Annotated in this window: 22 protein-coding genes and 3 tRNA genes; 21 read left to right on the top strand and 4 right to left on the bottom strand. The window is 64.0% G+C overall.

Going from position 1 to position 20,817, the window contains the following annotated elements; genetic code table 11:
* The first annotated feature begins 326 nt into the window (after positions 1-326).
* Positions 327-902: a hypothetical protein gene (locus CXY74_RS02590; protein WP_104198988.1), complete on the top strand. Its 576-nt coding sequence runs from the start codon at positions 327-329 to the stop codon at positions 900-902.
* Positions 903-1,075: 173 nt separating this feature from the next.
* Complete coding sequence (locus CXY74_RS02585; protein ID WP_146070035.1) at positions 1,076-1,360, top strand: hypothetical protein; 285 nt, start codon at positions 1,076-1,078, stop codon at positions 1,358-1,360.
* A gap of 86 nt (positions 1,361-1,446) precedes the next feature.
* Here CXY74_RS02585 and CXY74_RS02580 read toward each other — a convergent pair.
* The 3 genes from CXY74_RS02580 to CXY74_RS02570 all read right to left on the bottom strand — a co-directional run bounded on the left by CXY74_RS02580 (position 1,447) and on the right by CXY74_RS02570 (position 1,820).
* Positions 1,447-1,519: transfer RNA gene (locus tag CXY74_RS02580), tRNA-Phe, on the bottom strand.
* Between the two features lie 69 nt (positions 1,520-1,588).
* A tRNA-Asp gene (locus tag CXY74_RS02575) sits at positions 1,589-1,662 on the bottom strand.
* An 85-nt stretch (positions 1,663-1,747) separates the two neighbouring features.
* A tRNA-Glu gene (locus CXY74_RS02570) sits at positions 1,748-1,820 on the bottom strand.
* Between the two features lie 266 nt (positions 1,821-2,086).
* Here CXY74_RS02570 and CXY74_RS02565 point away from each other — a divergent pair.
* Positions 2,087-3,484, top strand: coding sequence for a peptidoglycan DD-metalloendopeptidase family protein (locus tag CXY74_RS02565; RefSeq protein ID WP_233193176.1), 1,398 nt, complete (start codon positions 2,087-2,089; stop codon positions 3,482-3,484).
* The gene (locus tag CXY74_RS02560) at positions 3,477-4,952 is read left to right on the top strand and encodes an NlpC/P60 family protein (protein ID WP_104198986.1); all 1,476 of its coding nucleotides are present in this window, start codon (positions 3,477-3,479) and stop codon (positions 4,950-4,952) included. Before CXY74_RS02565 ends, CXY74_RS02560 begins: the two co-directional genes overlap by 8 nt.
* A gap of 179 nt (positions 4,953-5,131) precedes the next feature.
* On the opposite strand, the gene ppa is transcribed toward CXY74_RS02560, so the two are convergent.
* Positions 5,132-5,623 (bottom strand): inorganic diphosphatase, encoded by a 492-nt coding sequence (ppa, locus tag CXY74_RS02555; RefSeq protein WP_104126063.1) that lies wholly within the window; start codon positions 5,621-5,623, stop codon positions 5,132-5,134.
* A 44-nt stretch (positions 5,624-5,667) separates the two neighbouring features.
* Here ppa and tilS point away from each other — a divergent pair, with 44 nt between their 5' ends.
* The 17 genes from tilS to CXY74_RS02475 all read left to right on the top strand — a co-directional run bounded on the left by tilS (position 5,668) and on the right by CXY74_RS02475 (position 20,778).
* Positions 5,668-6,648 (top strand): tRNA lysidine(34) synthetase TilS, encoded by a 981-nt coding sequence (gene tilS, locus CXY74_RS02550; protein WP_104198985.1) that lies wholly within the window; start codon positions 5,668-5,670, stop codon positions 6,646-6,648.
* Between the two features lie 22 nt (positions 6,649-6,670).
* Positions 6,671-7,243, top strand: a complete 573-nt coding sequence (gene hpt, locus CXY74_RS02545) for a hypoxanthine phosphoribosyltransferase (protein ID WP_104126061.1) — start codon at positions 6,671-6,673, stop codon at positions 7,241-7,243.
* A gap of 84 nt (positions 7,244-7,327) precedes the next feature.
* A complete protein-coding gene (ftsH, locus tag CXY74_RS02540) occupies positions 7,328-9,337 on the top strand; it encodes an ATP-dependent zinc metalloprotease FtsH (protein ID WP_104198984.1) in 2,010 nt (669 codons plus the stop codon).
* Positions 9,338-9,343: 6 nt separating this feature from the next.
* Complete coding sequence (gene folE, locus CXY74_RS02535; RefSeq protein ID WP_104198983.1) at positions 9,344-9,913, top strand: GTP cyclohydrolase I FolE; 570 nt, start codon at positions 9,344-9,346, stop codon at positions 9,911-9,913.
* Positions 9,910-10,758: a dihydropteroate synthase gene (folP, locus tag CXY74_RS02530; protein ID WP_104198982.1), complete on the top strand. Its 849-nt coding sequence runs from the start codon at positions 9,910-9,912 to the stop codon at positions 10,756-10,758. The genes folE and folP overlap by 4 nt, the downstream gene beginning before the upstream one ends.
* Positions 10,755-11,117: a dihydroneopterin aldolase gene (gene folB / locus CXY74_RS02525; protein WP_104126057.1), complete on the top strand. Its 363-nt coding sequence runs from the start codon at positions 10,755-10,757 to the stop codon at positions 11,115-11,117. The genes folP and folB overlap by 4 nt, the downstream gene beginning before the upstream one ends.
* The gene (folK, locus tag CXY74_RS02520; protein WP_104198981.1) at positions 11,114-11,653 is read left to right on the top strand and encodes a 2-amino-4-hydroxy-6-hydroxymethyldihydropteridine diphosphokinase; all 540 of its coding nucleotides are present in this window, start codon (positions 11,114-11,116) and stop codon (positions 11,651-11,653) included. Before folB ends, folK begins: the two co-directional genes overlap by 4 nt.
* Positions 11,650-12,120 (top strand): DUF3180 domain-containing protein, encoded by a 471-nt coding sequence (locus CXY74_RS02515; RefSeq protein ID WP_104198980.1) that lies wholly within the window; start codon positions 11,650-11,652, stop codon positions 12,118-12,120. Before folK ends, CXY74_RS02515 begins: the two co-directional genes overlap by 4 nt.
* A complete protein-coding gene (locus tag CXY74_RS02510; protein ID WP_104198979.1) occupies positions 12,113-12,658 on the top strand; it encodes a PH domain-containing protein in 546 nt (181 codons plus the stop codon). The genes CXY74_RS02515 and CXY74_RS02510 overlap by 8 nt, the downstream gene beginning before the upstream one ends.
* A complete protein-coding gene (locus CXY74_RS02505; protein ID WP_104198978.1) occupies positions 12,655-14,286 on the top strand; it encodes a PH domain-containing protein in 1,632 nt (543 codons plus the stop codon). Before CXY74_RS02510 ends, CXY74_RS02505 begins: the two co-directional genes overlap by 4 nt.
* Positions 14,283-15,044: a Rossmann-like and DUF2520 domain-containing protein gene (locus CXY74_RS02500; RefSeq protein WP_104198977.1), complete on the top strand. Its 762-nt coding sequence runs from the start codon at positions 14,283-14,285 to the stop codon at positions 15,042-15,044. The genes CXY74_RS02505 and CXY74_RS02500 overlap by 4 nt, the downstream gene beginning before the upstream one ends.
* Positions 15,041-15,913 carry a pantoate--beta-alanine ligase gene (panC, locus tag CXY74_RS02495; protein ID WP_104198976.1) on the top strand — a complete coding sequence of 291 codons (873 nt, stop codon included), beginning with the start codon at positions 15,041-15,043 and terminating at the stop codon, positions 15,911-15,913. Before CXY74_RS02500 ends, panC begins: the two co-directional genes overlap by 4 nt.
* Before the next feature lie 50 nt (positions 15,914-15,963).
* Positions 15,964-17,487 (top strand): lysine--tRNA ligase, encoded by a 1,524-nt coding sequence (gene lysS / locus CXY74_RS02490; protein WP_104198975.1) that lies wholly within the window; start codon positions 15,964-15,966, stop codon positions 17,485-17,487.
* Positions 17,487-17,633: a hypothetical protein gene (locus CXY74_RS17470; RefSeq protein WP_158252281.1), complete on the top strand. Its 147-nt coding sequence runs from the start codon at positions 17,487-17,489 to the stop codon at positions 17,631-17,633. The genes lysS and CXY74_RS17470 overlap by 1 nt, the downstream gene beginning before the upstream one ends.
* Positions 17,634-17,667: 34 nt before the next feature.
* On the top strand, positions 17,668-17,847 hold the full coding sequence (locus tag CXY74_RS02485) for a hypothetical protein (protein WP_104198974.1): 180 nt from the start codon (positions 17,668-17,670) through the stop codon (positions 17,845-17,847).
* A gap of 6 nt (positions 17,848-17,853) precedes the next feature.
* Positions 17,854-19,317 carry a cardiolipin synthase gene (gene cls / locus CXY74_RS02480; protein WP_104198973.1) on the top strand — a complete coding sequence of 488 codons (1,464 nt, stop codon included), beginning with the start codon at positions 17,854-17,856 and terminating at the stop codon, positions 19,315-19,317.
* A 114-nt stretch (positions 19,318-19,431) separates the two neighbouring features.
* A complete protein-coding gene (locus CXY74_RS02475) occupies positions 19,432-20,778 on the top strand; it encodes a DUF2254 domain-containing protein (protein ID WP_104198972.1) in 1,347 nt (448 codons plus the stop codon).
* Positions 20,779-20,817: the final 39 nt, after the last annotated feature.

The raw sequence follows: 20,817 nt of genomic DNA, 5'->3' as shown, positions 1-20,817 counted from the left end.
CCCACACGCTCTCTACCCGTGCACTTCCTCCGCTTGGTCTGTCGCATCTGTTGATTTACAACCGATGTCGCGCAAGCATCCGTGAGAAGGGTGGCGCGACAGAGTGCGCGTGAGCGAGTGAATCCCTCGCACTAGTTTTTCCGAGCTTCAGGTGTAGGCGTGGCAGATCCCGCCTACACCTGGAGCTCGGACGCATCACCGCGACGCCCAATCGCGACCACACTCCCAAATGGAATTGTGGCGCCACGAGCGATGCAAGACGAAGACGACCACCGCGCTGATTCTTCATTACCGCGCATATTTCACAGAGAAAGCGACACCCCACCATGAAGATCACCACAAAAGTGAGCGTTGCCACCATGGTGGTCCTGGCGACTATCCTGCTTGCCGGCTGCTCCACAACCCCATCCGTAAACGACACAGCAACTCCATCCACTGACGGAGTCCACCCCACGTCCAGCGCCGCGGCAGATGCGTCTGAAACCAAGAATCGTGAAGAAGCCTTTATCAAGGCCGTTGCTGAGGGTCCTATGGCCGTGGAATTAGTTGAGTTCATCGACACCCACACGGCCCTCATCATGCCGGACCCGACCGTACCGGCAAATGCCAAATACGCAGGAGAAACGACTGCCAAATTGTGGACATCGCGCAGCATCGTCGTACCGAGTGTTGGCGAGTGCGGTTATGACGAAGCCCTCGCAGCGACGAAACAGTACTTCACCGATAACGATGACCTCATCTCGTCCCCCGAGGGGCTTCGCTCGGCCGGTTATTGGTCGCACATACTCCACGCAGGCCTTGCTTACATCGCAGATTCAGAGGATGGAGAATTTGACCGTCAACAGCTCATCAAGTCCAACAAAACTGGACTCTGGGGCACCTGCCCCGGTTTCGGCGTCTAACCGTAGCCGGTGAGCAGCGCCGGTGCACGCCGGCTCAACCCATCACAAGCAACCCGAAGACGGAGAGGTTGATCATGCCAAGTGAGATCACCTCCGATCGCCCGAGTGGCGCGCTCGATCAGCAAGAAACTAATTCCCCGGGGAGCTCACGCTCCTTGGGGGATTTTTGTCCTGTGAGTCGCTCACACGTGTACGCGCCGGCCGCTGACCTCACCCCAGATACGAAGTCAGGACGCATTACGTCCCTGCCGGCGCAGACGCTGGAGCTGCTCCGCCGTCGTCACGAAGTACTGCGGGAGTCTACGACGCTCCTCAAGGAGGGGTTGTCGGCCACGGAGATAGCCGATTACCTCGGTCACGAGAATCCGTTCATGACTCAAGACGTGCACATGAATGCGATCAAGGGATCGAAGCGGGCTGCTGAAGTGATGGGACAGCGCCCCGATGGCCTGATCTGAATGTGCGGGGTTTGCGGGACGGCCGACTGAAAATCTTCGTAGAAATGAAAAAATCCCCGTAAGCACAAGGCTTACGAGGATTCTAGTGGCCCCGACCGGCGTCGATCCGGTGACCTTTCAATTTTCAGTCGAACGCTCTACCAACTGAGCTACAGGGCCCCGAAGCTGCGCAATAAGCGCCTCTTCTAAGAAAAAAAGCCCTTCCTTTCGAAAGGGCTATTTTCTTTGCGACCCTGACCGGACTTGAACCGGCGACCTCCGCCGTGACAGGGCGGCGCGCTAACCAACTGCGCTACAGGGCCTCGATGTGAAAATGTGAATCTGTGTGCGAGGCACTTGGTAAGACTATTCTATTTATTTTGCTACTTCGTGCACGTGCAGTTTGCGTAGCCCCAACGGGATTCGAACCCGTGTTAACGCCGTGAAAGGGCGCCGTCCTAGGCCGCTAAACGATGGGGCCGTGAGCCACAATGTTCATGGCTGCCGAAGAGTAAGCATACGGTCTTGTGGGGCGAAGGCCAAATCGGCACGCGCAGCGTTTGGTTGAATGGCAAATAATTCTCGATACCAATTCGCAGCGCGCCCGCAAATGGACGGGCCAGCGGATATTTCGCAAGTTAGATTCGCGGGGGAGACTGGGTGAATCCTGCCCACCTTGTTACGCTGAAGAGTCTGCCTCGGCGCACGTGGCAACTGGTATAAGCCTGTTGGGAAACAATGATTCGCATGAAAACCGTGGACGGCCGCGAGACTGACCTGCCCACCCGCCGCTTGCGTGCAACCAATCGGTGGCCCAGGCACACCCTGACATTGACCAGCATCATGGCCGCCATGACCCTGTTGGTCACCCTGGTAAGCCCGATAGCTCCAGCGAGCGCCGTCGAGTACCCCTCCTGGCAGGACCTACAAAACGCCAAGGCAAACACGGCCACGGCCGCGGCGCAGGTGACCGCCATTGAGAATCTCATTGCCGGGTTGCAGGTGCAGGTGCAAGAAACCCAGGCCGCTGCCGAAAAAAGCGCCGGCGAACTCGAGGCCGCGCAGCAGGAATTTGACGACGCCACCCGCCGTGCTGAAGATATCCAGACACAGGCCGATGCGAGCAAAGCCACAGCGGATACCGCTACCAAGCAGGCCGGCCAGCTCGCCGCCCAGCTATACCGCACCGGCGGCACCGATCTCAGCGTGAACCTGTTCCTTGAGGGCGAAGGAGACGGAGCCGATGCTGACTTGTTGCTGGCAAAACTCGGCAACATGAGCAAGCTCGTTGAACGCAGCTCCGACGTCTACGAATCAGCACAAGCGGCCACCAATAACGCCCAATCGCTCGGCGACCAGGCCAAAGTCGCCCAAGCGGAACGTGAGACGCTGCGCGTCGCCGCGGCGGCTGCGCTCGCCGCGGCCCAGGCTGCGGCCGAGGCAGCAGCGAACGCGCTCACCGAGTCCGAAGCCAAGAGCGCCGAACTCGAACAGCAGCTGCTATTCATGCGCGACGCCCAGGCCACAACAACAGCCGGGTATGAAGCCGGAGTCGCCGAACGCGCCCGGATCGAAGCGGCCCGTGTTGCGGCTGAAGCAGCGGCACAAGCAGCGGCACAAGCAGCGGCACAAGCAGCGGCAGCCGCAGCGGCAGCGGCGCGTGCCGGTAGCGGTGGTTCGGGTGGTTCCGGTGGTTCGGGTGGTTCTGGTGGATCGGTGAGCATGACCGGTTGGGCCGTTCCGGCCGGCGGCCGCATCACCGGCGGCTACGGCCCCCGGGCGGTCATCTGTAACGGTGGTGACTGCAGCGGAAGCTTTCACTACGCCACCGACCTCGGCACCGGCTGTGGCGCACCTATCTATGCCGCCCATGCTGGCGTCGTCACCTGGGCTGGTCGCCTCGGCACATACGGAAACTTCGTGAAGATCAGCCACGGCGACAACGTCTCAACCGGCTATGCCCACATTCGCAACGGGGGGTACAACGTGAGTGTTGGACAGTCAGTGTCGGCCGGGCAGGTCATCGCCAGTTCCGGCGCCACCGGCGCAGCCAACGGCTGCCACCTGCACTTCGAAGTCTGGATTGGTGGAAACCGCATCAATCCCGTTCCATTCATGGCCGACCGGGGAGCATCACTTGGCTGAGAGCACCACTGCACAGGGCAACTCCGTACAGAGCAACTCCAGCACGCGCGCAGGCGTTCGCACCAAGTCGAAACGACTCCTTTCCGCCGTGGCAATCGGCGCGGTCTCGGCTGTCACAGCATCCGTTGCCGCCGCCGGCGGGGCCGCCTTCGCCGTCCCGGAGTATCCGAGCTGGAACGATGTTGAGACGGCCAAGCAGAACGAGACGACCAAGCTCGCCGAGATCGCGACTCTCGGCGAGCTGCTCGACGGTCTGGCGAGCCAGGCAGCGAAGGCCGTCACGACCGCGCAGATTGCGGCCGAGGCTTACCGTGTGACGCAGGACGCCCTGAACGCCGCCACCCTGCGTGAAACCAGCCTCAGCGGGCAGGCTGCAACCGCCGAAGCAACCGCCGCAACATCGAAGATGCGTGCCGGCCTCATCGCCGCACACCTCGCCAAGTCAGGCGCCAGCGGTCTATCGCTCAACCTGTTCTTGAATGGCAGCAGCGCGGATGACCTGCTCAGCCAGCTGGGAACGGCCAGCAAGCTGAGCGAACAGTCCGAACAGATCTACACCGAGGCGGTGCAGGACAAGAATGCGGCGGAGTCTCTCGGCGAGCAGGCGGCATCAGCGACCGAGCAACGCGAACGGCTCACCGAAGAGTCCAAGACAACGTTTGACACAGCCACGTCGAGTTCGAACGCTGCCGAGGTCGCCTATGACTCCCAGCAGCGCAAGTCGAGTGAACTATTCGAACAACTCGCCCTGCTCAAAGACACCACGGCAGAGGCCGAGCGCAGCTTTCACGTCAGCGAAGACGCGGCCGCTGCGGCTCAAGCGTTCGCACAAGCGCAGGCATCCGCTGCTGCAATAGCGGATGCCGCGCCCGCGGAACCCGTTCGTGGCGGTGGGGCAGCGGCCGGTTCAGGATTTGGTTCCGGGTCGGCCGCGTCGGTGACGCCCGCTGCGCCGGCCGCGCCAGCTGTATCAGCCGCGCCCACTGCGCCGGCCGCGCCAGCTGCATCGGCCGCGCCCGCTGCGCCGGCCGCGCCAGCCACGCCGGTGACGCCCGCTGCATCGGCCGCGCCAGCGGCGGTACCCAACGCAAGCATCGTCGACGCAGCACTCGCGTTCGCCCGCAACCAGCTCGGTGACCGCTACGTCTTCGGAGGCTCTGGCCCCGACGCGTGGGACTGCTCCGGGCTGACCAAGGCCGCCTATGCAGCCGCCGGCGTTTATATCGGCACCCACTCAGCCACGAACCAGTACAACACCATGGCCCAGCAGGGCAATCTCGTCTCTTTTGCCCAGGTTCAGGTGGGCGACCTGGTGTTCTGGGGCAGCCCGGGCAACTACTACCATGTGGCGATCTACGTCGGTAACGGCCAGGTCCTCGAAGCACCCAACCCCTCGGCGCACGTGCGTGTGCACAGTATCTGGTCGCCGTGGGCCGTCGCGCCGTACGTTGGCCGCCCCGCCGCCTAGGACCGGTTTCTGACCGCCGGATGACGCGCGAGGCTGATTCAGGAGATCCGCGCGCTGGCCCCGGACCAGTGCGATAGGCACAAGCCGCCGGAAAAATTTGCTGAATTAGCCCGTCGGCCTGGCCGCAAGCAGAACAAAGGCCCCCAGGACAACCCGGGGGCCTTCAGCGGGGGTGAGGGTTAGTGGCCCTCGTCGGCCAGCTTCGCAATGCCGTCGACCACGATCTGGTTGGCTTCGGCCGCGTCGCCCCAGCCCTCTGTCTTGACCCACTTATTGGGTTCGAGGTCCTTGTAGTGCTCGAAGAAGTGCTCGATTTCCTTGCGGGTATATTCCGGAATGTCGAGGACATCCTGAATGTGATCCCAGCGGGGGTCACCGGCCGGAACGGCGATGACCTTCGCGTCGGAGCCGCCGTCATCGGTCATGTTGAAGACGCCGACCGGACGCACGGAGACACCCACGCCTGGGAACAGTGGGTAGTCGAGCAGTACGAGAACGTCAACGGGGTCGCCGTCGAGGCCGAGCGTGTTCTCGAAGTAGCCGTAGTCGGTGGGGTACATGAAGCTCGTGTAGAGCACGCGGTCGAGGTACACGCGACCGGTTTCGTGGTCTACCTCGTACTTATTGCGGCTCCCGCGAGGGATTTCGATGACTGCGTCATATTCGGCCATGGCTGGTTTCTCCCTTGATCAAAGTCTGCCGCTAACGTTACTGGATGGAATCTGTCCACCGTCCGCGCCTGACTCCGGCCCGGGCTGATATTCGCCGGGCCGTGCGCGGGCTACTCCCGTCAAAGGGGCTCGTTCTGGTTGGCCTGAGCGGCGGCGCCGATTCGCTCGCGCTTGCTGCCGCGACTGCCTTTGAAGCCGGACGGGCGGGTATCCGTGCCGGAGCGATTATCGTCGATCACAATCTGCAAACCGGATCAGCGGAGGTCGCGGAGCGGGCTGCCGTGGTCGCCCGACAGCTGGGCCTCGACCCGGTGCTGGTGTTGAGCGTTACGGTCGACAGCGCAGGAACGGGCCCGGAGGCGGCCGCCCGCACCGCACGGTACGCGGCTTTCGACCTGGCCCTCGAACGCACCGGGGCGAGCAGCGTGCTGCTCGGCCACACCCTCGACGATCAGGCTGAAACCGTGCTGCTCGGGCTTTCCCGTGGTTCCGGACCGACCAGCCTGCGGGGCATGGCAGCGCGAACCGGGCCGATTCTGCGACCATTGCTCGGCATCCGTCGGGCCCAAACTCGCCAATTCTGCGCCGATGCGGGCCTTCGGCCGTGGAGCGACCCGCAAAATTTCGACCCGCGTTACGCTCGGGTGCGGGTGCGCGAGACGGTGCTGCCGTTGCTCGAGAACGAGCTCGGCCCTGGCGTCGGGGTGGCGCTTGCCCGCACCGCCGATGCGCTGCGGGAGGACTCGGACGCTCTCGACGAGCTGGCGCGCATGATGCTGCAGGAACATTTTGCCAACGGCAAGATTGCAACGTCCGTGCTGGCGTCTGTTCCGGCGGCGGTCAGGCAGCGAGTGATTCGGTTCGGAGTCGAGGCGATGTGCGGGGTGTGGCTGAATCGAGTCCAGACCTTGGCCGTGGCGGCGCTTGTGACGCAGTGGCACGGACAGGGGGCGCTCAGCCTGCCAGGTATTAGAGTTGTACGACAGGATGGCATTTTGATTTTCTCCGCGCCTGGACTCACCTGACACAAAGGAATGCTTTTTCCACATGGAACCTCGCGACATTGATGGCGACCTCACCGAGATCCTGATCAGCGAGGAGCAGATTCGGGCTCGCCTGGCCGAGATGTCACGCCAGATCGAAGTCGACTACGCTGGCACCGACCTGCTGCTGGTCGGAGTACTCAAGGGTGCGGTCATGGTCATGGCTGATCTGGCCCGCGAACTGCATCACCCGGTGACCATGGACTGGATGGCTGTCAGCTCCTACGGCTCCGGCACGCAGTCCAGCGGCGTCGTGCGCATTCTCAAGGACCTCGACACCGACCTCTCCGGTCGTAACGTGCTCATCGTCGAGGACATCATCGACAGCGGGCTGACCCTGTCATGGCTGTTGGCGAACTTGAAAACTCGCGGTCCGGCATCCATAGAGATCTGCGCCTTACTGCGCAAGCCGGATGCCGCACGCGTTGATATCGACGTGAAATACATCGGGTTCAACATTCCGAACAAGTTCGTGGTCGGCTACGGACTCGACTACGACGAGAAGTACCGCAACCTACGCTCCGTGGGTATTCTCGCCCCGCACGTCTACTCCACCGTCGCCGCGCCTTCGCTCTAATCACAGTCTGCGCACCACGCCTGAGTTTCCCCTAAAGCGAACACACGGCTTTCCCCTGTAATCGAGCGCTAGCCTGAGGTCACCATGAACGTCAAGAAGCTACTACGCGGCCCGATTCTGTACATTGTCCTCGCCGTCATCGCCGTCTGGGTGGGGTCAAGCCTCATCACCATGAGCGGATTCCGCGAGGTCAGCACGCAAGAGGGCCTCGACTACCTCAAGTCGGGCAACGTCGCCGAAGCCACCATCGTCGACGGCGAACAACGCGTCGATCTCACGCTGACCAAGGCCAGCGGAGACCTCGGTACCCAGGTGCAGTTCTACTACGTCGCCCCGCGTGGCGAAGAGATCATCACCGCCGTCACTGCGTCCAACCCCAAGGACGGCTTCACCGACGAGGTGCCGCAGCCCAACTGGATTTTGGGCGTGCTCAGCTTCCTGCTTCCTGTCTTGCTCATCGGTGCCTTCTTCTGGCTCATGATCTCGATGCAGGGCGGTGGCAGTAAGGTCATGAAGTTTGGCAAGTCCAAGGCCAAGCTCGTCTCCAAGGAGAGCCCGCAGGTCACGTTCGCCGATGTTGCCGGTGCTGACGAAGCCATCGAAGAGCTCGAAGAGATCAAAGACTTCCTCAAGGAGCCAGCCAAGTTCCAGGCGGTCGGCGCGCGCATTCCGAAGGGCGTGCTGCTCTACGGCCCTCCCGGCACCGGTAAAACTTTGCTTGCCCGCGCGGTGGCCGGCGAGGCCAACGTGCCGTTCTACGCCATCAGCGGCTCGGACTTCGTTGAAATGTTCGTCGGAGTCGGTGCCAGCCGGGTGCGCGACCTGTTCAGCCAGGCCAAGGAGAACGCGCCCGCCATCATCTTCATCGATGAGATCGACGCAGTTGGCCGGCACCGTGGTGCCGGCATGGGCGGCGGGCACGATGAACGCGAGCAGACCCTCAACCAGCTTTTGGTCGAGATGGACGGCTTCGACGTGAAGGCCAACGTCATTCTTATCGCTGCCACCAACCGCCCGGACATTCTCGACCCGGCGCTGCTGCGCCCGGGCCGGTTCGACCGCCAGATCGGCGTCGACGCACCCGACATGCTCGGCCGCAAGCGCATTCTCGAAGTGCACTCCAAGGGCAAGCCCATGGCTGAAGGCGTCAACCTCGAAGTGCTCGCCCGCAAGACGCCTGGCTTCACCGGAGCCGACCTCGCCAACGTGCTCAACGAAGCCGCGCTGCTCACTGCCCGGTCCAACGCCCAACTCATCGACAACCGTGCTCTCGACGAGGCCGTCGATCGGGTCATGGCGGGACCGCAACGACGCACGCGTGTCATGCGCGATAAGGAAAAGCTCATCACCGCGTACCACGAGGGAGGTCACGCCCTCGTCGCGACCGCGATGAACTTTACGGACCCGGTGACCAAGATCACGATTCTTCCGCGCGGCCGGGCCCTCGGCTACACGATGGTCATGCCGCTCGAAGACCGGTACTCGGTCACGCGTAACGAACTGCTCGACCAGCTGGCCTATGCCATGGGCGGCCGTGTCGCCGAAGAAATCATTTTTCACGACCCAACCAGTGGTGCCTCCAACGACATTGAGAAAGCCACGGCGACCGCCCGCAAGATGGTGACCGAGTTCGGCATGAGCAGCGTCGTCGGTCCGCTCAAGCTCGGTCAGGGTTCAGGCGAGGTTTTTCTCGGCCGCGACATGGGTCACCAACGCGACTACTCGGAGCGGGTCGCCGAGAGCGTCGACCGCGAGGTGCGCCAACTGCTCGAAGACGCCCACGACGAGGCCTACGAGGTGCTCATCAAGAACCGCGTGATCCTGGACGAGCTCGCCACGGCCCTGCTTGAGCATGAAACGCTTGACCAGACCGCCCTCGCCGAGATCTTCGCCAATGTCGAGCAGCTGCCGCCCCGCCCGCAGTGGCTCTCCAGCGACAAACGTCCCGTCTCGGACGTGCCGCCGATCGCAATGCCCGCCCCGAAGGCCCCCATCGAAGGCGACGCCGTTGACGGCGGCATCTCCAGCGGTGACGCACCCCACGTCAAACCAAAACGGGCGCCGGCTCTCAACCCCCGCCCCGCGACCGCCTAGGCGCTCGTGGCAGTGGACAGGGCGCGCATCCGGGTGGCCGTCTCGGAGATACTCGCCGCAATCGGTGAGGACCCCGAGCGGGCCGGGCTGGAGAGCACGCCACGACGGGTAGCGGATGCTTACGCCGAGTTCTTCGCGGGGCTCGATCAGAATCCGCAAGACCTGCTGCAAGACTTCGTTCCGGTCGAAGGCAGTACCGGTGAACTCGTGCTGCTGCGCGATATCGCCTTCCGCTCGATGTGTGAACACCACCTGCTGCCGTTTCTCGGCACCGCCCACGTGGCGTATCTACCACGGGATCGCGTCGTCGGCCTCGGACGGCTGCCCGCCGTGGTGGAGACCATTGCCGCCCGGCCGCAGTTGCAGGAACGTCTGACCGAGGAGATCGCTGACGCACTGCAGGAAGGGCTCGACCCGGTCGGCGTGTTGGTCGTGCTCGACGCCGTGCACGGCTGCGTCGGCACCCGTGGCTCGCGCCAAGCCGCGAGTTCCACCGTGACCATGGCCTCCCGCGGCACCCTGATGGAACCGATAGCCCGCGCCGAAATCATTGCGCTGATTTCGGCTGGCGGGTGACGCTCATCATGGGGGTGCTCAATGTCACCCCCGACTCCTTCAGTGATGGTGGCCAGTGGGCGTCAACGGATGCCGCCATCGAGCACGGACTGCTGCTGCACGCCCAGGGCGCCGACCTGATCGATGTGGGCGGCGAGTCCACCCGGCCCGGCGCCACCCGTGTCGCGCCGGAACACGAGCAGCGCCGAATCCTTCCGGTGGTCACGGAGCTCGTCAGTCAGGGACTGCGCCTGAGCATCGACACACTCAATGCCGCCACAGCACTCGCCGCCGCGAAAGCGGGGGCGAGCATCATCAACGATGTGTCGGGCGGGCTCGCGGACCCCGGCATGGCTGCCGTCGCCGCCGACACCGGCCTGACCTATGTGGCCATGCACTGGCGCGCTCATGCCCAGCAGATGGACGCTCGTTCCGACTACGGAGATGTCGTCACCGATGTCATCGCCGAACTGAGCGCCCGCGTCGATGCCTTGACTGCCGCCGGAGTGGCTCGGGAGAACATCGTGCTCGATCCCGGGCTCGGATTCTCCAAAACGACCGAACACAACTGGCAACTCATCAACCGGCTCGACGCCTTCGCAGAACTGGGATTTCCGGTTATGGTCGGGGCGTCGCGCAAACGCTTTCTCGCCGGTGTGCTGCCGGTGGACGCGCCCGTGCTGGATCGTGACCTGCCGACGGCGGTGATCAGCGTGCTGGCTGCCCAGGCCGGAGCCTGGGCCGTGCGCGTGCACGACGTCGCCGCGACGCGCACGGCCCTCAACGTGCTCGCCAGCGTGCGCCAGTGGACGCCCCCGGGTACGAGGCAGGTGCCGGGCGCTGCGTCCGTCACAATAGACCTATGACTGATTCGATCACCCTCACCGGCCTGCGGGTGAACGCCCACCACGGCGTCTACGATTTTGAGAAAGAAAACGGGCAGGACTTCGTCATCGACGTGACGGTCTGGCTCGACCTGCTCCAGGCGGCCGCGAGCGATGACGTGACCCAGACCATCCACTACGGCACCCTCGCGGAGGAGGTCACCGCGGCGGCGGCGCACAACCCGGTCGACCTCATCGAAACCGTCGCCGAACGCATCGCGAAGGTCGTGCTGGCCCACCCGCCGGCGCTGCGCGTGCAGGTCACGGTGCACAAACCACAGGCTCCGATTTCGGTTCCGTTCACCGACGTCGCCGTGCAGATCACCCGGTCGCGGCCATGACCGGTCGCAGCGAACGCGTTGTACTCGCCCTCGGCAGCAATCTCGGTGACCGGACGGCCACGCTGGCGGACGCCGTGCACGATCTTGCCGGCCTGGCCGGTGCCACGCTGGTTGGCGTCTCACCCGTCTACGAATCCGCCGCGGTGAAACTCGATGGCGTGGACGAGACCGCTCCGCAGTACCTCAACGCGGTGCTGACCATCGACTACAGCGGTGACCCGTACACCCTGCTCGACGCTGTCAATGCTATCGAGGCGGAGCACGGCCGGGTGCGCGCTGACCGCTGGGGCGACCGCACGCTCGATATCGACCTCATCGTGTTTGGGGAGCTGAGGATCGACGACGACCGTCTGACCCTGCCGCACCCACGCGCGGCGGAACGTGATTTCGTACTCGTACCCTGGCTCGATCTCGACCCCGGGGCCGCCATCCCCGGCCGTGGGGTGGTGCGCGACCTGCTGGCCGCAACCGGCAACACGGTGCGACGCGCGCCGGATACCGGCGCCCTCGCACCGACTCTCGGAACACGGCAATGAAGCGCTCACAGGCGACCGGGTTGCTGGCCGTTCTGCTCATCGGTCTCGTCGTCGGCTTTCTCGTCGAGATCGCCTTCGCGGCTTCCGGTGCCCCGATCGTGGTCCCGCCCGTCACCCTGCCGCTGACTCTGATTCTGCTGGGCGTCGTGATCGTCAGCCTGGCATGGCAGGTGCGCCAGGGCAGCCGTCGTAAGGCGCTGCGCCGCATCGACCCGTTCTGGGCTATGCGGGTCGCCGTATTGTCGAAGGCGACCTCGCTTTCGGCGTCGCTGCTTTTTGGCGCAGCCCTCGGCATCGTGCTGTACATTCTCACCCGATCGGTCGTTCCCGCCGTCACGTCATTGTGGCTCGCGGTCGGCACGGCCATTGGCGCGGCCCTCATGCTCACGGCCGGTCTCGTGGCCGAATACTTCTGCACCCTCCCTCCCGACGACGACACCGACGACTCGGGAGGCACCCGTGCCTGATCGCGAACTCAACCCGTCCGCCGGGCAGCAGGCTGAACCGGCACCTGAATCGTCCGATCGGCTCGAACTGGCCGAGACCGGCGAATGGAAGCGGGTTTCTCCGAAGTATGTGGTGGTGGAGATCGTCGGCACCATCGTCAACGCCGTCGTGGTCTGCGGCGCAGCGGCACTGCTTTGGCTGTTGCTCGATCAGACCTGGGCGATGTGGGTCGGAATCGTGGTCCTCGCCGTGTCCATCATCAACCTCGTGTTCGAACCGCGCCGGGTGCGCTCCATCGGCTACCTGCTGCGCGCGGATGACCTGCTCTTTCGCCGGGGTATCCTCTTTCAACGTTTCGTGGCGGTGCCCTACGGGCGCATGCAACTCATCGACATCACTCGCGGCCCAGTCGCCCGCTGGCTCGGACTGGCCGACCTCAAGTTCGTGACGGCCGCTGCGAGTGCCAGCGTGTCTATTCCCGGCCTGGCCGAGGCCGATGCGGAGAGCCTGCGTGACCGGCTGGTGGAGCTGGCCGAGAGCCGCCGGGCGGGGCTGTGAACGAGGAACCGGTTGCTCGCGCACGGCCGCACCTCGCCGCACCGCGCACCGATCTCACCGATGGCGAATGGCACCGCCTCCACCCGGCGACACCGCTGCTGCGCGGCGGCATTTTCATGGTGGCCATCATCGGTTTCATCATTGCCAACCTGCGCGAACGCCTCATCGACCTGTTCATCGGCGAAGAGAATTACGGCGGCGATCCGATCGATACCATCTACGAGCGCGGAGCAACTGGGTGGGCTTTGCTCATCATCGCTGGCGTGCTGTTGGTGATTCTGGTGGTCTTCTACCTGTCCTGGCGCACGCATACCTTTCGCGTGACCGGAGAAATCGTCGAAGTGCGCAGCGGCCTTATTTTTCGCAGTAATCGTAAAGCCCGCCTCGACCGAGTGCAGGGCGTCAACCTGACCCGGCCGTTGATTCCCCGGCTGTTTGGCGCTGCCCGGCTCGAAATCACCGTCGCGGGGCAGGACGGCAACGTGCAACTCGCCTACCTCGGCTCGAAACATGCGGATGACCTGCGCCGCGACATCCTGCATCTCGCCTCCGGCCTGCGGCAGGCCAAACAGCCCGCCGCGCCCGATGCGCCGGTTGACCAAGCGTCGGCCGTAGACGGACTGCCCGCTGCTCATTCCGCCCTCGGCGACTTCGCGAGCGCGCGATTCCAGGAGTTTCGGGCACCGGAACTGGACCCGGATGCCGCTTGGCCGGACTCGGTGGTGCGCATTCTACCGCGCCGCCTGATCGGGTCGGTCGTGCTCAGCGGCTTCACCGTCTTCCTGCTGCTGGCCGGCATCGGCCTGATTATCAGCGTCGTCGCCGGAAGCAGCGGCTGGGTGCTCGTGGCCGTGCTGCCCGGCCTCATCGGTAGTGTCGGGTATTACTTTTCCCGCATCACCAAGACGCTGCGTTTCAGCATTGCGGGCACCCCTGATGGCGTACGAGTCGGCTACGGGCTGCTCTCGACCAGCAGCCAGACCCTGCCTCCCGGGCGTATCCACGCTATCGAGGTGTCGCAGCCCATTCTCTGGCGTCGGTTCGGCTGGTGGCAGATCAGCATCAACACGGCCGGGCAGGCCTCCGGTCGCAGCTCGACCGCGGTGACGGGAACCACGTTGCTGCCGGTCGGGACCCTGGCCGACGTGGAAAAGGTACTGCAACTCGCGCTGCCCGGCTTTGACACGGACACCCATCGTGCCCTGATCGAAAACGGCATGCTCGGCGGCCGCAAGCGTGACGCCGGCGTCGCCGATTTCTACAGCAATGCGCCCGCCCGGGCCGTGTGGCTGCGTCCGTTCTCCTGGTGGCGCACCGGCTGGGCGGTCTCGGGCAGCGTCGCCCTGATCCGGCGCGGCGTACTCTCTCGCGACCTGATTCTGGTGCCCCTGGCCCGAATGCAGGGAGTGCGTATCAGCCAGGGCGCGATTCGTCGTCGCCTGCGCCTCGCGTCGGCTGCCCTGCACACGGTCGCCGGCCCGGTCACCGCCTCACTCAGCGTCATCGACGTCGACGAAGCCCTCGTGCTGTTCGAGTGGATGTCCACCGGGGCGGTACGGTCGGCGCTCGCCGACACCAGCCACCACTGGAGCCGCACCACCCCACCAACGCAGAAAGCAACGCAATGAACGCCAAACCGGGACGCCTCGGCGTCGGTATCATCGGCGCCGGCCACGTCGGCCCCATTCTCGGCGCCGCGCTCGCCGGTGCAGGCCACGCGATCGTCGGCATCTCCGCGATCTCGCAGGCCAGCCGTGATCGGGCCGAAGCCATCTTGCCGCTCGTGCCGATCCTGACGGTGCCCGAGGTCGTCGAACGCAGCGAACTGGTCATTATTGCGGTGCCCGACGCCCAGCTGGATAGCCTCGTGAAGGGACTCGCGGCAACACACACCTGGCAGCCCGGCCAGCTGGTGCTGCACACCTCCGCTCGCTACGGCACCACGGTGCTCGCGCCAGCGCAGGCCGCCGGCGCTATTCCGCTGGCCATCCACCCGGCCATGGCGTTCACTGGTACCAGCCTCGACCTGGCCCGACTTGCCGACAGCTACTTCGCCGTGACCGCCCCCGGCCCGGTACTGCCGATCGGGCAGGCGCTCGCCGTGGAGATGGGCGGCGAACCGCTCATCGTCGCGGAGGCCGACCGGGCCAGCTACGCCGAAGCCATCCAGATCGCTACCGCCTTCTCCACCTCGATCGTCGAGCAGGCCACGCACCTGCTCGCGGGGATCGGTCTGGAACATCCGGGGGCTATTCTTGGTCCGCTGCTGCGCTCCGCGATGGAAAACGCTCTCGCGCGCACAAGCCCAAAACGGCTGGACCTCGCCGGGTTCGACGAAATAGAGCAGCGGCAGCATCCGCTTGACGACGACCGGGAGGTCGAATGAGCACCATCCAAGTAGTGAATACCATCGCCGAGCTGCAGGACCGTCTGGGGCGGGCCCGCGACAGTGCTGCGCTGACCGGTGGCGATACGCGCATCGTGCTCGTGCCGACAATGGGCGCCCTGCACGCCGGCCATCTCGCGTTGGTGCGACGAGCGCACGCACTGGGCGGCATCGTGGTGGTGTCGATTTTCGTCAACCCGCTGCAGTTCGGCGCCGGTGAAGACCTCGACAGTTACCCGCGCACGCTCGACGCTGACCTCGCCGCTCTTGGAGCCGAGAACGTCTCGTTCGTGTTCGCGCCGAGTGCCCGGGAGATGTTTCCGGGCGGGGGGAGCGGCATCCGCGTCATCGCCGGTCCAGTCGGCGCACTCTATGAGGGCGCTGCGCGACCAGGGCACTTCGACGGCATGCTCACCGTTGTGGCGAAATTGCTCGGCATCGTGACCCCGGATGTCGCAGTTTTCGGCCAGAAAGATGGCCAGCAGGCTTTTCTCGTGCAGCGCTTGGTAGACGAGCTCAGCGTGCGCAGCGCCATCGAGGTCGTCGAGACCGTGCGGGAGCCGGGCGGGCTGGCACTGTCCAGTCGTAATCGCTACCTTGACGAGGCGCAGCACACGGCCGCGCAGGCCCTGTTTGCCGCTCTCACCGCGGCTGTGGAAGCGGCAGAGGCCGGCCCCGCCGCTGCCCGCGCTGCTGCGCATGCACGTATTGCCGCCCAGCCGTTGGTTAAACTGGACTATCTCGTGATCGTGCACCCGGAAACCCTGCTGGCCGTGCACGACGATTATCGCGGGCCGGCGCGGTTGCTCGTGGCCGCACGCGTCGGCAGGACCCGGTTGATCGACAACGTGTCGCTCAACCTCGGGTGAGTCGCAGCATCCGCTTTTTTTGTGAAACAACAGCACCAACGGAGAACCGCATGAGCCAGAACCCCACGCCAGCCTCGAACGACGAAGGCTTCTCCGACGCGGAGATGAACGAGCAGAAGGCCGTGCGCCTCGGCAAACGGGACCGCCTGAACGCGGCCGCTGCGAGCCCGGCCGGCGGCGCATACCCGGTGTCGGTTCCGGTCACCCACACCATTCCGGCCGTGCGCGCCGAATTCGACCAGCTCGAAGCGGATGCCACCAGCGGCGTCACCGTGGGACTGGCCGGCCGCATCGTGCACCTACGCAACACCGGCAAACTGTGCTTCGCGAGCCTGCAAAGCGGCGACGGCACCCGCATCCAGGCCATGGTCTCTCTCGCCGCCGTCGGCGATGAATCCCTCACGGCCTGGAAAGACCTCGTCGACCTCGGCGACCATGTGTTCGTGGCGGGCGAGGTCATCTCCAGCCGCCGCGGTGAGCTGTCGATCATGGTCACCGACTGGAAGGTCGCCGCGAAGGCCCTGTTGCCGCTGCCCAACCTGCACTCTGAACTCAGCGAAGAGACCCGGGTGCGCAGCCGCTACCTCGATCTGATCAGCCGGGAACAGGCCCGCACCAACGTGCTGTCCCGATCCAAGGCGGTGGCGAGCCTGCGCACGACGTTCACCGATCGAGGCTTCATCGAGATCGAGACTCCGATGCTGCAAACGATGCATGGCGGGGCATCCGCTCGGCCATTCCAAACTCACAGCAACGCCTTCGACACCGAACTTTTTTTACGGATCGCCCCCGAACTGTTCTTGAAGCGCGCGGTCGTCGGCGGCATCGACCGGGTCTACGAGATCAACCGCAACTTCCGTAACGAGGGCGCCGACTCCACTCACTCGCCCGAGTTCGCGATGCTCGAAGCGTATGAGGCGTACGGCGATTACAATTCCATCGCCGATCTCACCCAGAAGCTGATTCAGGATGCCGCGTTCGCGATCGCCGGTTCGCACGTGGTGACCTGGGCCGACGGCACCCTGTTCGACCTCGGCGGCGACTGGGACCGCATTGGCATGTACGACAGCCTGTCGGCAGCCGCAGGCATCATGATCACGCCCGAGACGCCCCTCGCCGACCTGGCCCGGCTCGCCGCACGCGAAGGCATCGAGATCGACCACCCCATTCACGGCAAGTACGTCGAAGAGCTCTGGGAGCACTTCGTCAAGGGCGATCTGGTACGCCCGACCTTCGTCATGGACTTTCCCATCGACACCAGCCCGCTCGTGCGCGGGCACCGCTCTGTGGCCGGCGTGGTCGAGAAGTGGGACCTCTACGTGCGCGGATTTGAACTGGCAACCGGCTACTCCGAACTGGTGGACCCGGTTGTGCAGCGTGAACGCTTCATCGAACAGGCGAGTCTCGCCGCCGGGGGAGACCCGGAGGCGATGCGCCTCGACGAAGAATTTCTGCGCGCGCTCGAATACGGCATGCCGCCAACCGGGGGTATGGGTATGGGCATTGACCGCATGCTCATGGCACTGACCGGTCTCGGTATTCGTGAGACGATTCTCTTCCCCCTGGTGAAATAATGAGCTATCTGCCGGACGATCAGTTGACACCCGACAAGGGTGGGCGCAAGTCTCCATCCATGAATCGCATCGCCATCTGGGTAATCATCGGCGGCGTCGGGGTCTACTACTTAGGTAGCGGCATCATCGGACTGCTCAGCAAGTAGCTGCCCTCCCAGCCTTTGCGCGTAAACTAAATACGTGATTGAGAACTTTTGGGGTAACGCGGTATTTTCGGTCGTGCCCACCATTGCGCTTGGCCTGATGTTCTGGTTGATGCTGCGCTCAATCCTGCGCGCCGATCGCACCGAACGTAAGGTGTACGCCCAAATCGAAGCCGAAGAACGCGCCCGACTCGGTCTCGACAAACCGGTCACCTAAGTACCGATGCTCGGCATCGACGGCCTGACCATCACCGTTCTGTTGGCCTTGATCGTTGACTTTTCCGTTCGTGTCGTGGCTATCATCGTGGTTCCGCGCAATCGCCGTCCCATGTCGGGCATGGCGTGGTTGCTGACCATCTTTTTCATTCCGTACGTAGGCGTACTGCTTTTTTTGCTGATCGGCTACCGCGTTCTGCCCCGAAAACGCCTCGCCATGCAGGAAGAGATCAACCAGTTCATCCTGGACAGCACCGAGGGCATGGAACGCGTCCAGCACGACCACCCGTGGCCGAGCTGGTTGGAGTCCGTCGTCGAGCTTAATCGCAACCTCGGAGCGATGCCCCTGGTCGGCGACAATACGGCGAGCCTGATCGGTGAATACCAAGTGGCCTTCGACACCATGATCGCCGACATCGACCGGGCCCAAAAATACGTGCATGTCGAGTTCTACATTCTCTCGCTCGACCACACCACCGCCCCCTTCTTCGATGCCCTCGAGAATGCGCACAAGCGCGGTGTGAGCGTGCGCGTGCTCATGGACCATATCCAGTCCATGCGCAAGCCCGGTTTTCGCCAAACCAAGAAACGATTGACGGATGCCGGAATCAAGTGGGAGCTCATGCTGCCGGTGCAACCGTTCAAGGGTAAATGGCAACGGCCCGACCTGCGCAACCACCGCAAGCTGCTCATCGTCGATGGCCTGGTCGGGTTCATGGGATCGCAGAACATCATCGATCGCAGCTACAACATGAGAGGCAATATTCGTCGCGGTTTGCAGTGGAAGGACTTCATGACCCGCTTGGAGGGTCCGATCGTGTCAGGGCTCAATGCCATCTTCATCACCGACTGGTATAGCGAGACCAACGAGCTGCTCACCCGCGACATCGAGCCGGTGCATCCGCGACCGGTCACGGATGCGCTCGACTGTCAGGTCGTGCCGAGCGGCCCTGGGTTCAAGGGCGAGAACAACCTGCGACTGTTCCTCGCACTGCTCTATTACGCGCAGGATCGCATCATCATCACGAGCCCGTACTTCGTGCCGGACGAATCGATCATGTACGCCATCACGACCGCCGTGCAGCGGGGTCTTCACGTGGAGTTAATCGTGTCGGAGATCGGTGATCAGGCCGTCGTCTATCACGCCCAACGCTCCTACTACGAGGAGTTGCTGACCGCGGGAGTGCACATCTACATGTACAAGGCGCCCTATATTCTGCACGCCAAGCATTTCACCATCGACGATGAAGTCGCCGTCGTCGGGTCGAGCAATATGGACCAGCGCTCGTTCAGCCTGAACATGGAGGTATCGCTCATGGTGCGCGGGCGGTCGTTTGTGCGCAACCTGCGTGTCATGGAAGACGAGAACCGCGTGAACAGCCGCGAGCTGACCCTTGAAGAATGGCGCAAGCAGCCGCTGCGCTCCACCATTCTCGACAACCTCGCCAGGCTGACCTCCGCGGTTCAGTAGTGGCGGCGGCTGGCCGTGATATTTCATGCCCCCCGTTCGGCTCGGGGAGCGCTAGGGTTCAGGGCATGATTCGCACCCTCGCTTTGAACGTGTCACTGCCCCGGAACGCCTGACATGAGCCCATCGACCGGCGTCGGCAATCTGAGGGATTCCCTGCGAACGCAACTGTGGCCCGTGCCCCTGGTTGCGGCCCTGGCTGCCATATGTCTGGGCCAGTTGGTGCCCTACCTCGACCGCCAGTTCCAGGACCACCTTCCGGTCGTCGTGGCGGGGTTTCTGTTCGGTGGAGGGCCTGAGGCGGCCCAGGCCGTGATGCAAACCATTGCCGGCTCCTTGGTCACGGTCACGTCGCTCACGTTTTCGCTCACGGTTGTGACTCTGCAGCTGGCGAGCAGCCAATTCTCGCCCCGACTGCTGCGAACCTTCTCCCGCGACGTCTTCGTGCACAACACGTTGGCGCTTTTTCTCGCGACGTTCGTGTTCTCGCTCACGGTGCTCCGGAGCATCCGCGTGGAGACGAGCGAGGGAGACGGTTTCGTTCCAAGGATCTCCATCACGGTCGGCTTCGGGCTGACTCTGGCGAGTGTGATCGCCCTGGTGTTCTTCCTGGCCCATCTGGCAATCCAGATTCGTGTTGAGACCATGTTGCGGGACGTCCACGACGAAGCGGGCCAGGCCATCGAGCGAATCTTTCCCCGGCACGGGAACGCCCGGCCGACCGGCTTGGCCGGTTCAAGGCCCGGAGGGACGCTGATTGAAAGCGACGTCTCCGGCTTTCTGCTGGGCGTCGATGCCAACGCCGTCCGTGCGGCTGCGATGAAAGCAGACTCCTTCGTCGTCATCGACGCCATGCCCGGGGATTCCCTCATCTCCGGCGTGCCGTTCGCGAGGGCGTGGCCGGCTGACGGGCGCGCCCTGGACGGCCAGCGGTTGACCGATTTGAGCGAGGGGATCACTAACAGCCTGTCGAAGGGATTCGAGCGAACATCCACCTGGGACGCCGGCTTCGGCCTCCAACAGCTGCTCGACGTCGCCAGTCGTGCCCTCTCGCCGGGAATCAACGACCCGACGACGGCCGTACACGCCGTTGGGCATATCTCGGCAGTGCTCTGCACGCTTGCCGCCCGCCACACCGGTCCGAAGCTCCACGTCGACGAGCAAGACCAACCCCGAGTCATCCTGAACTTTCCAACGTTCGAACACTTGTTGGACCAGGTGATGCGCCAAATGATTCGGTACGCGCTGAATGACCCTCGATCCGCGGAGCGCGTCGTGCGGATGTTGCGTGAACTCAGCTGGGTGGCCGGACCCGGACCACACAGCAGCGTGATCCAGGACAGTGTCGCCGCGGTGCAGATCGCCATCGGGGCCGCCGATCTCTCGGATGACGAGAAACGGCGGCTGCGGAGCGAGTGTGACGCAGTGGCAGCAGCGGGCAACGGTATCTGGCCTGTGCCCTGAGACAGAGGGTGTGCGCCGGCGTCGCGTGCTGGCGACGGA

It is taken from the genome of Cryobacterium sp. Y29 (genome assembly GCF_002929825.1).
GTDB lineage: Bacteria > Actinomycetota > Actinomycetes > Actinomycetales > Microbacteriaceae > Cryobacterium.
This window is presented reverse-complemented; position numbering and strand designations above follow the sequence as displayed.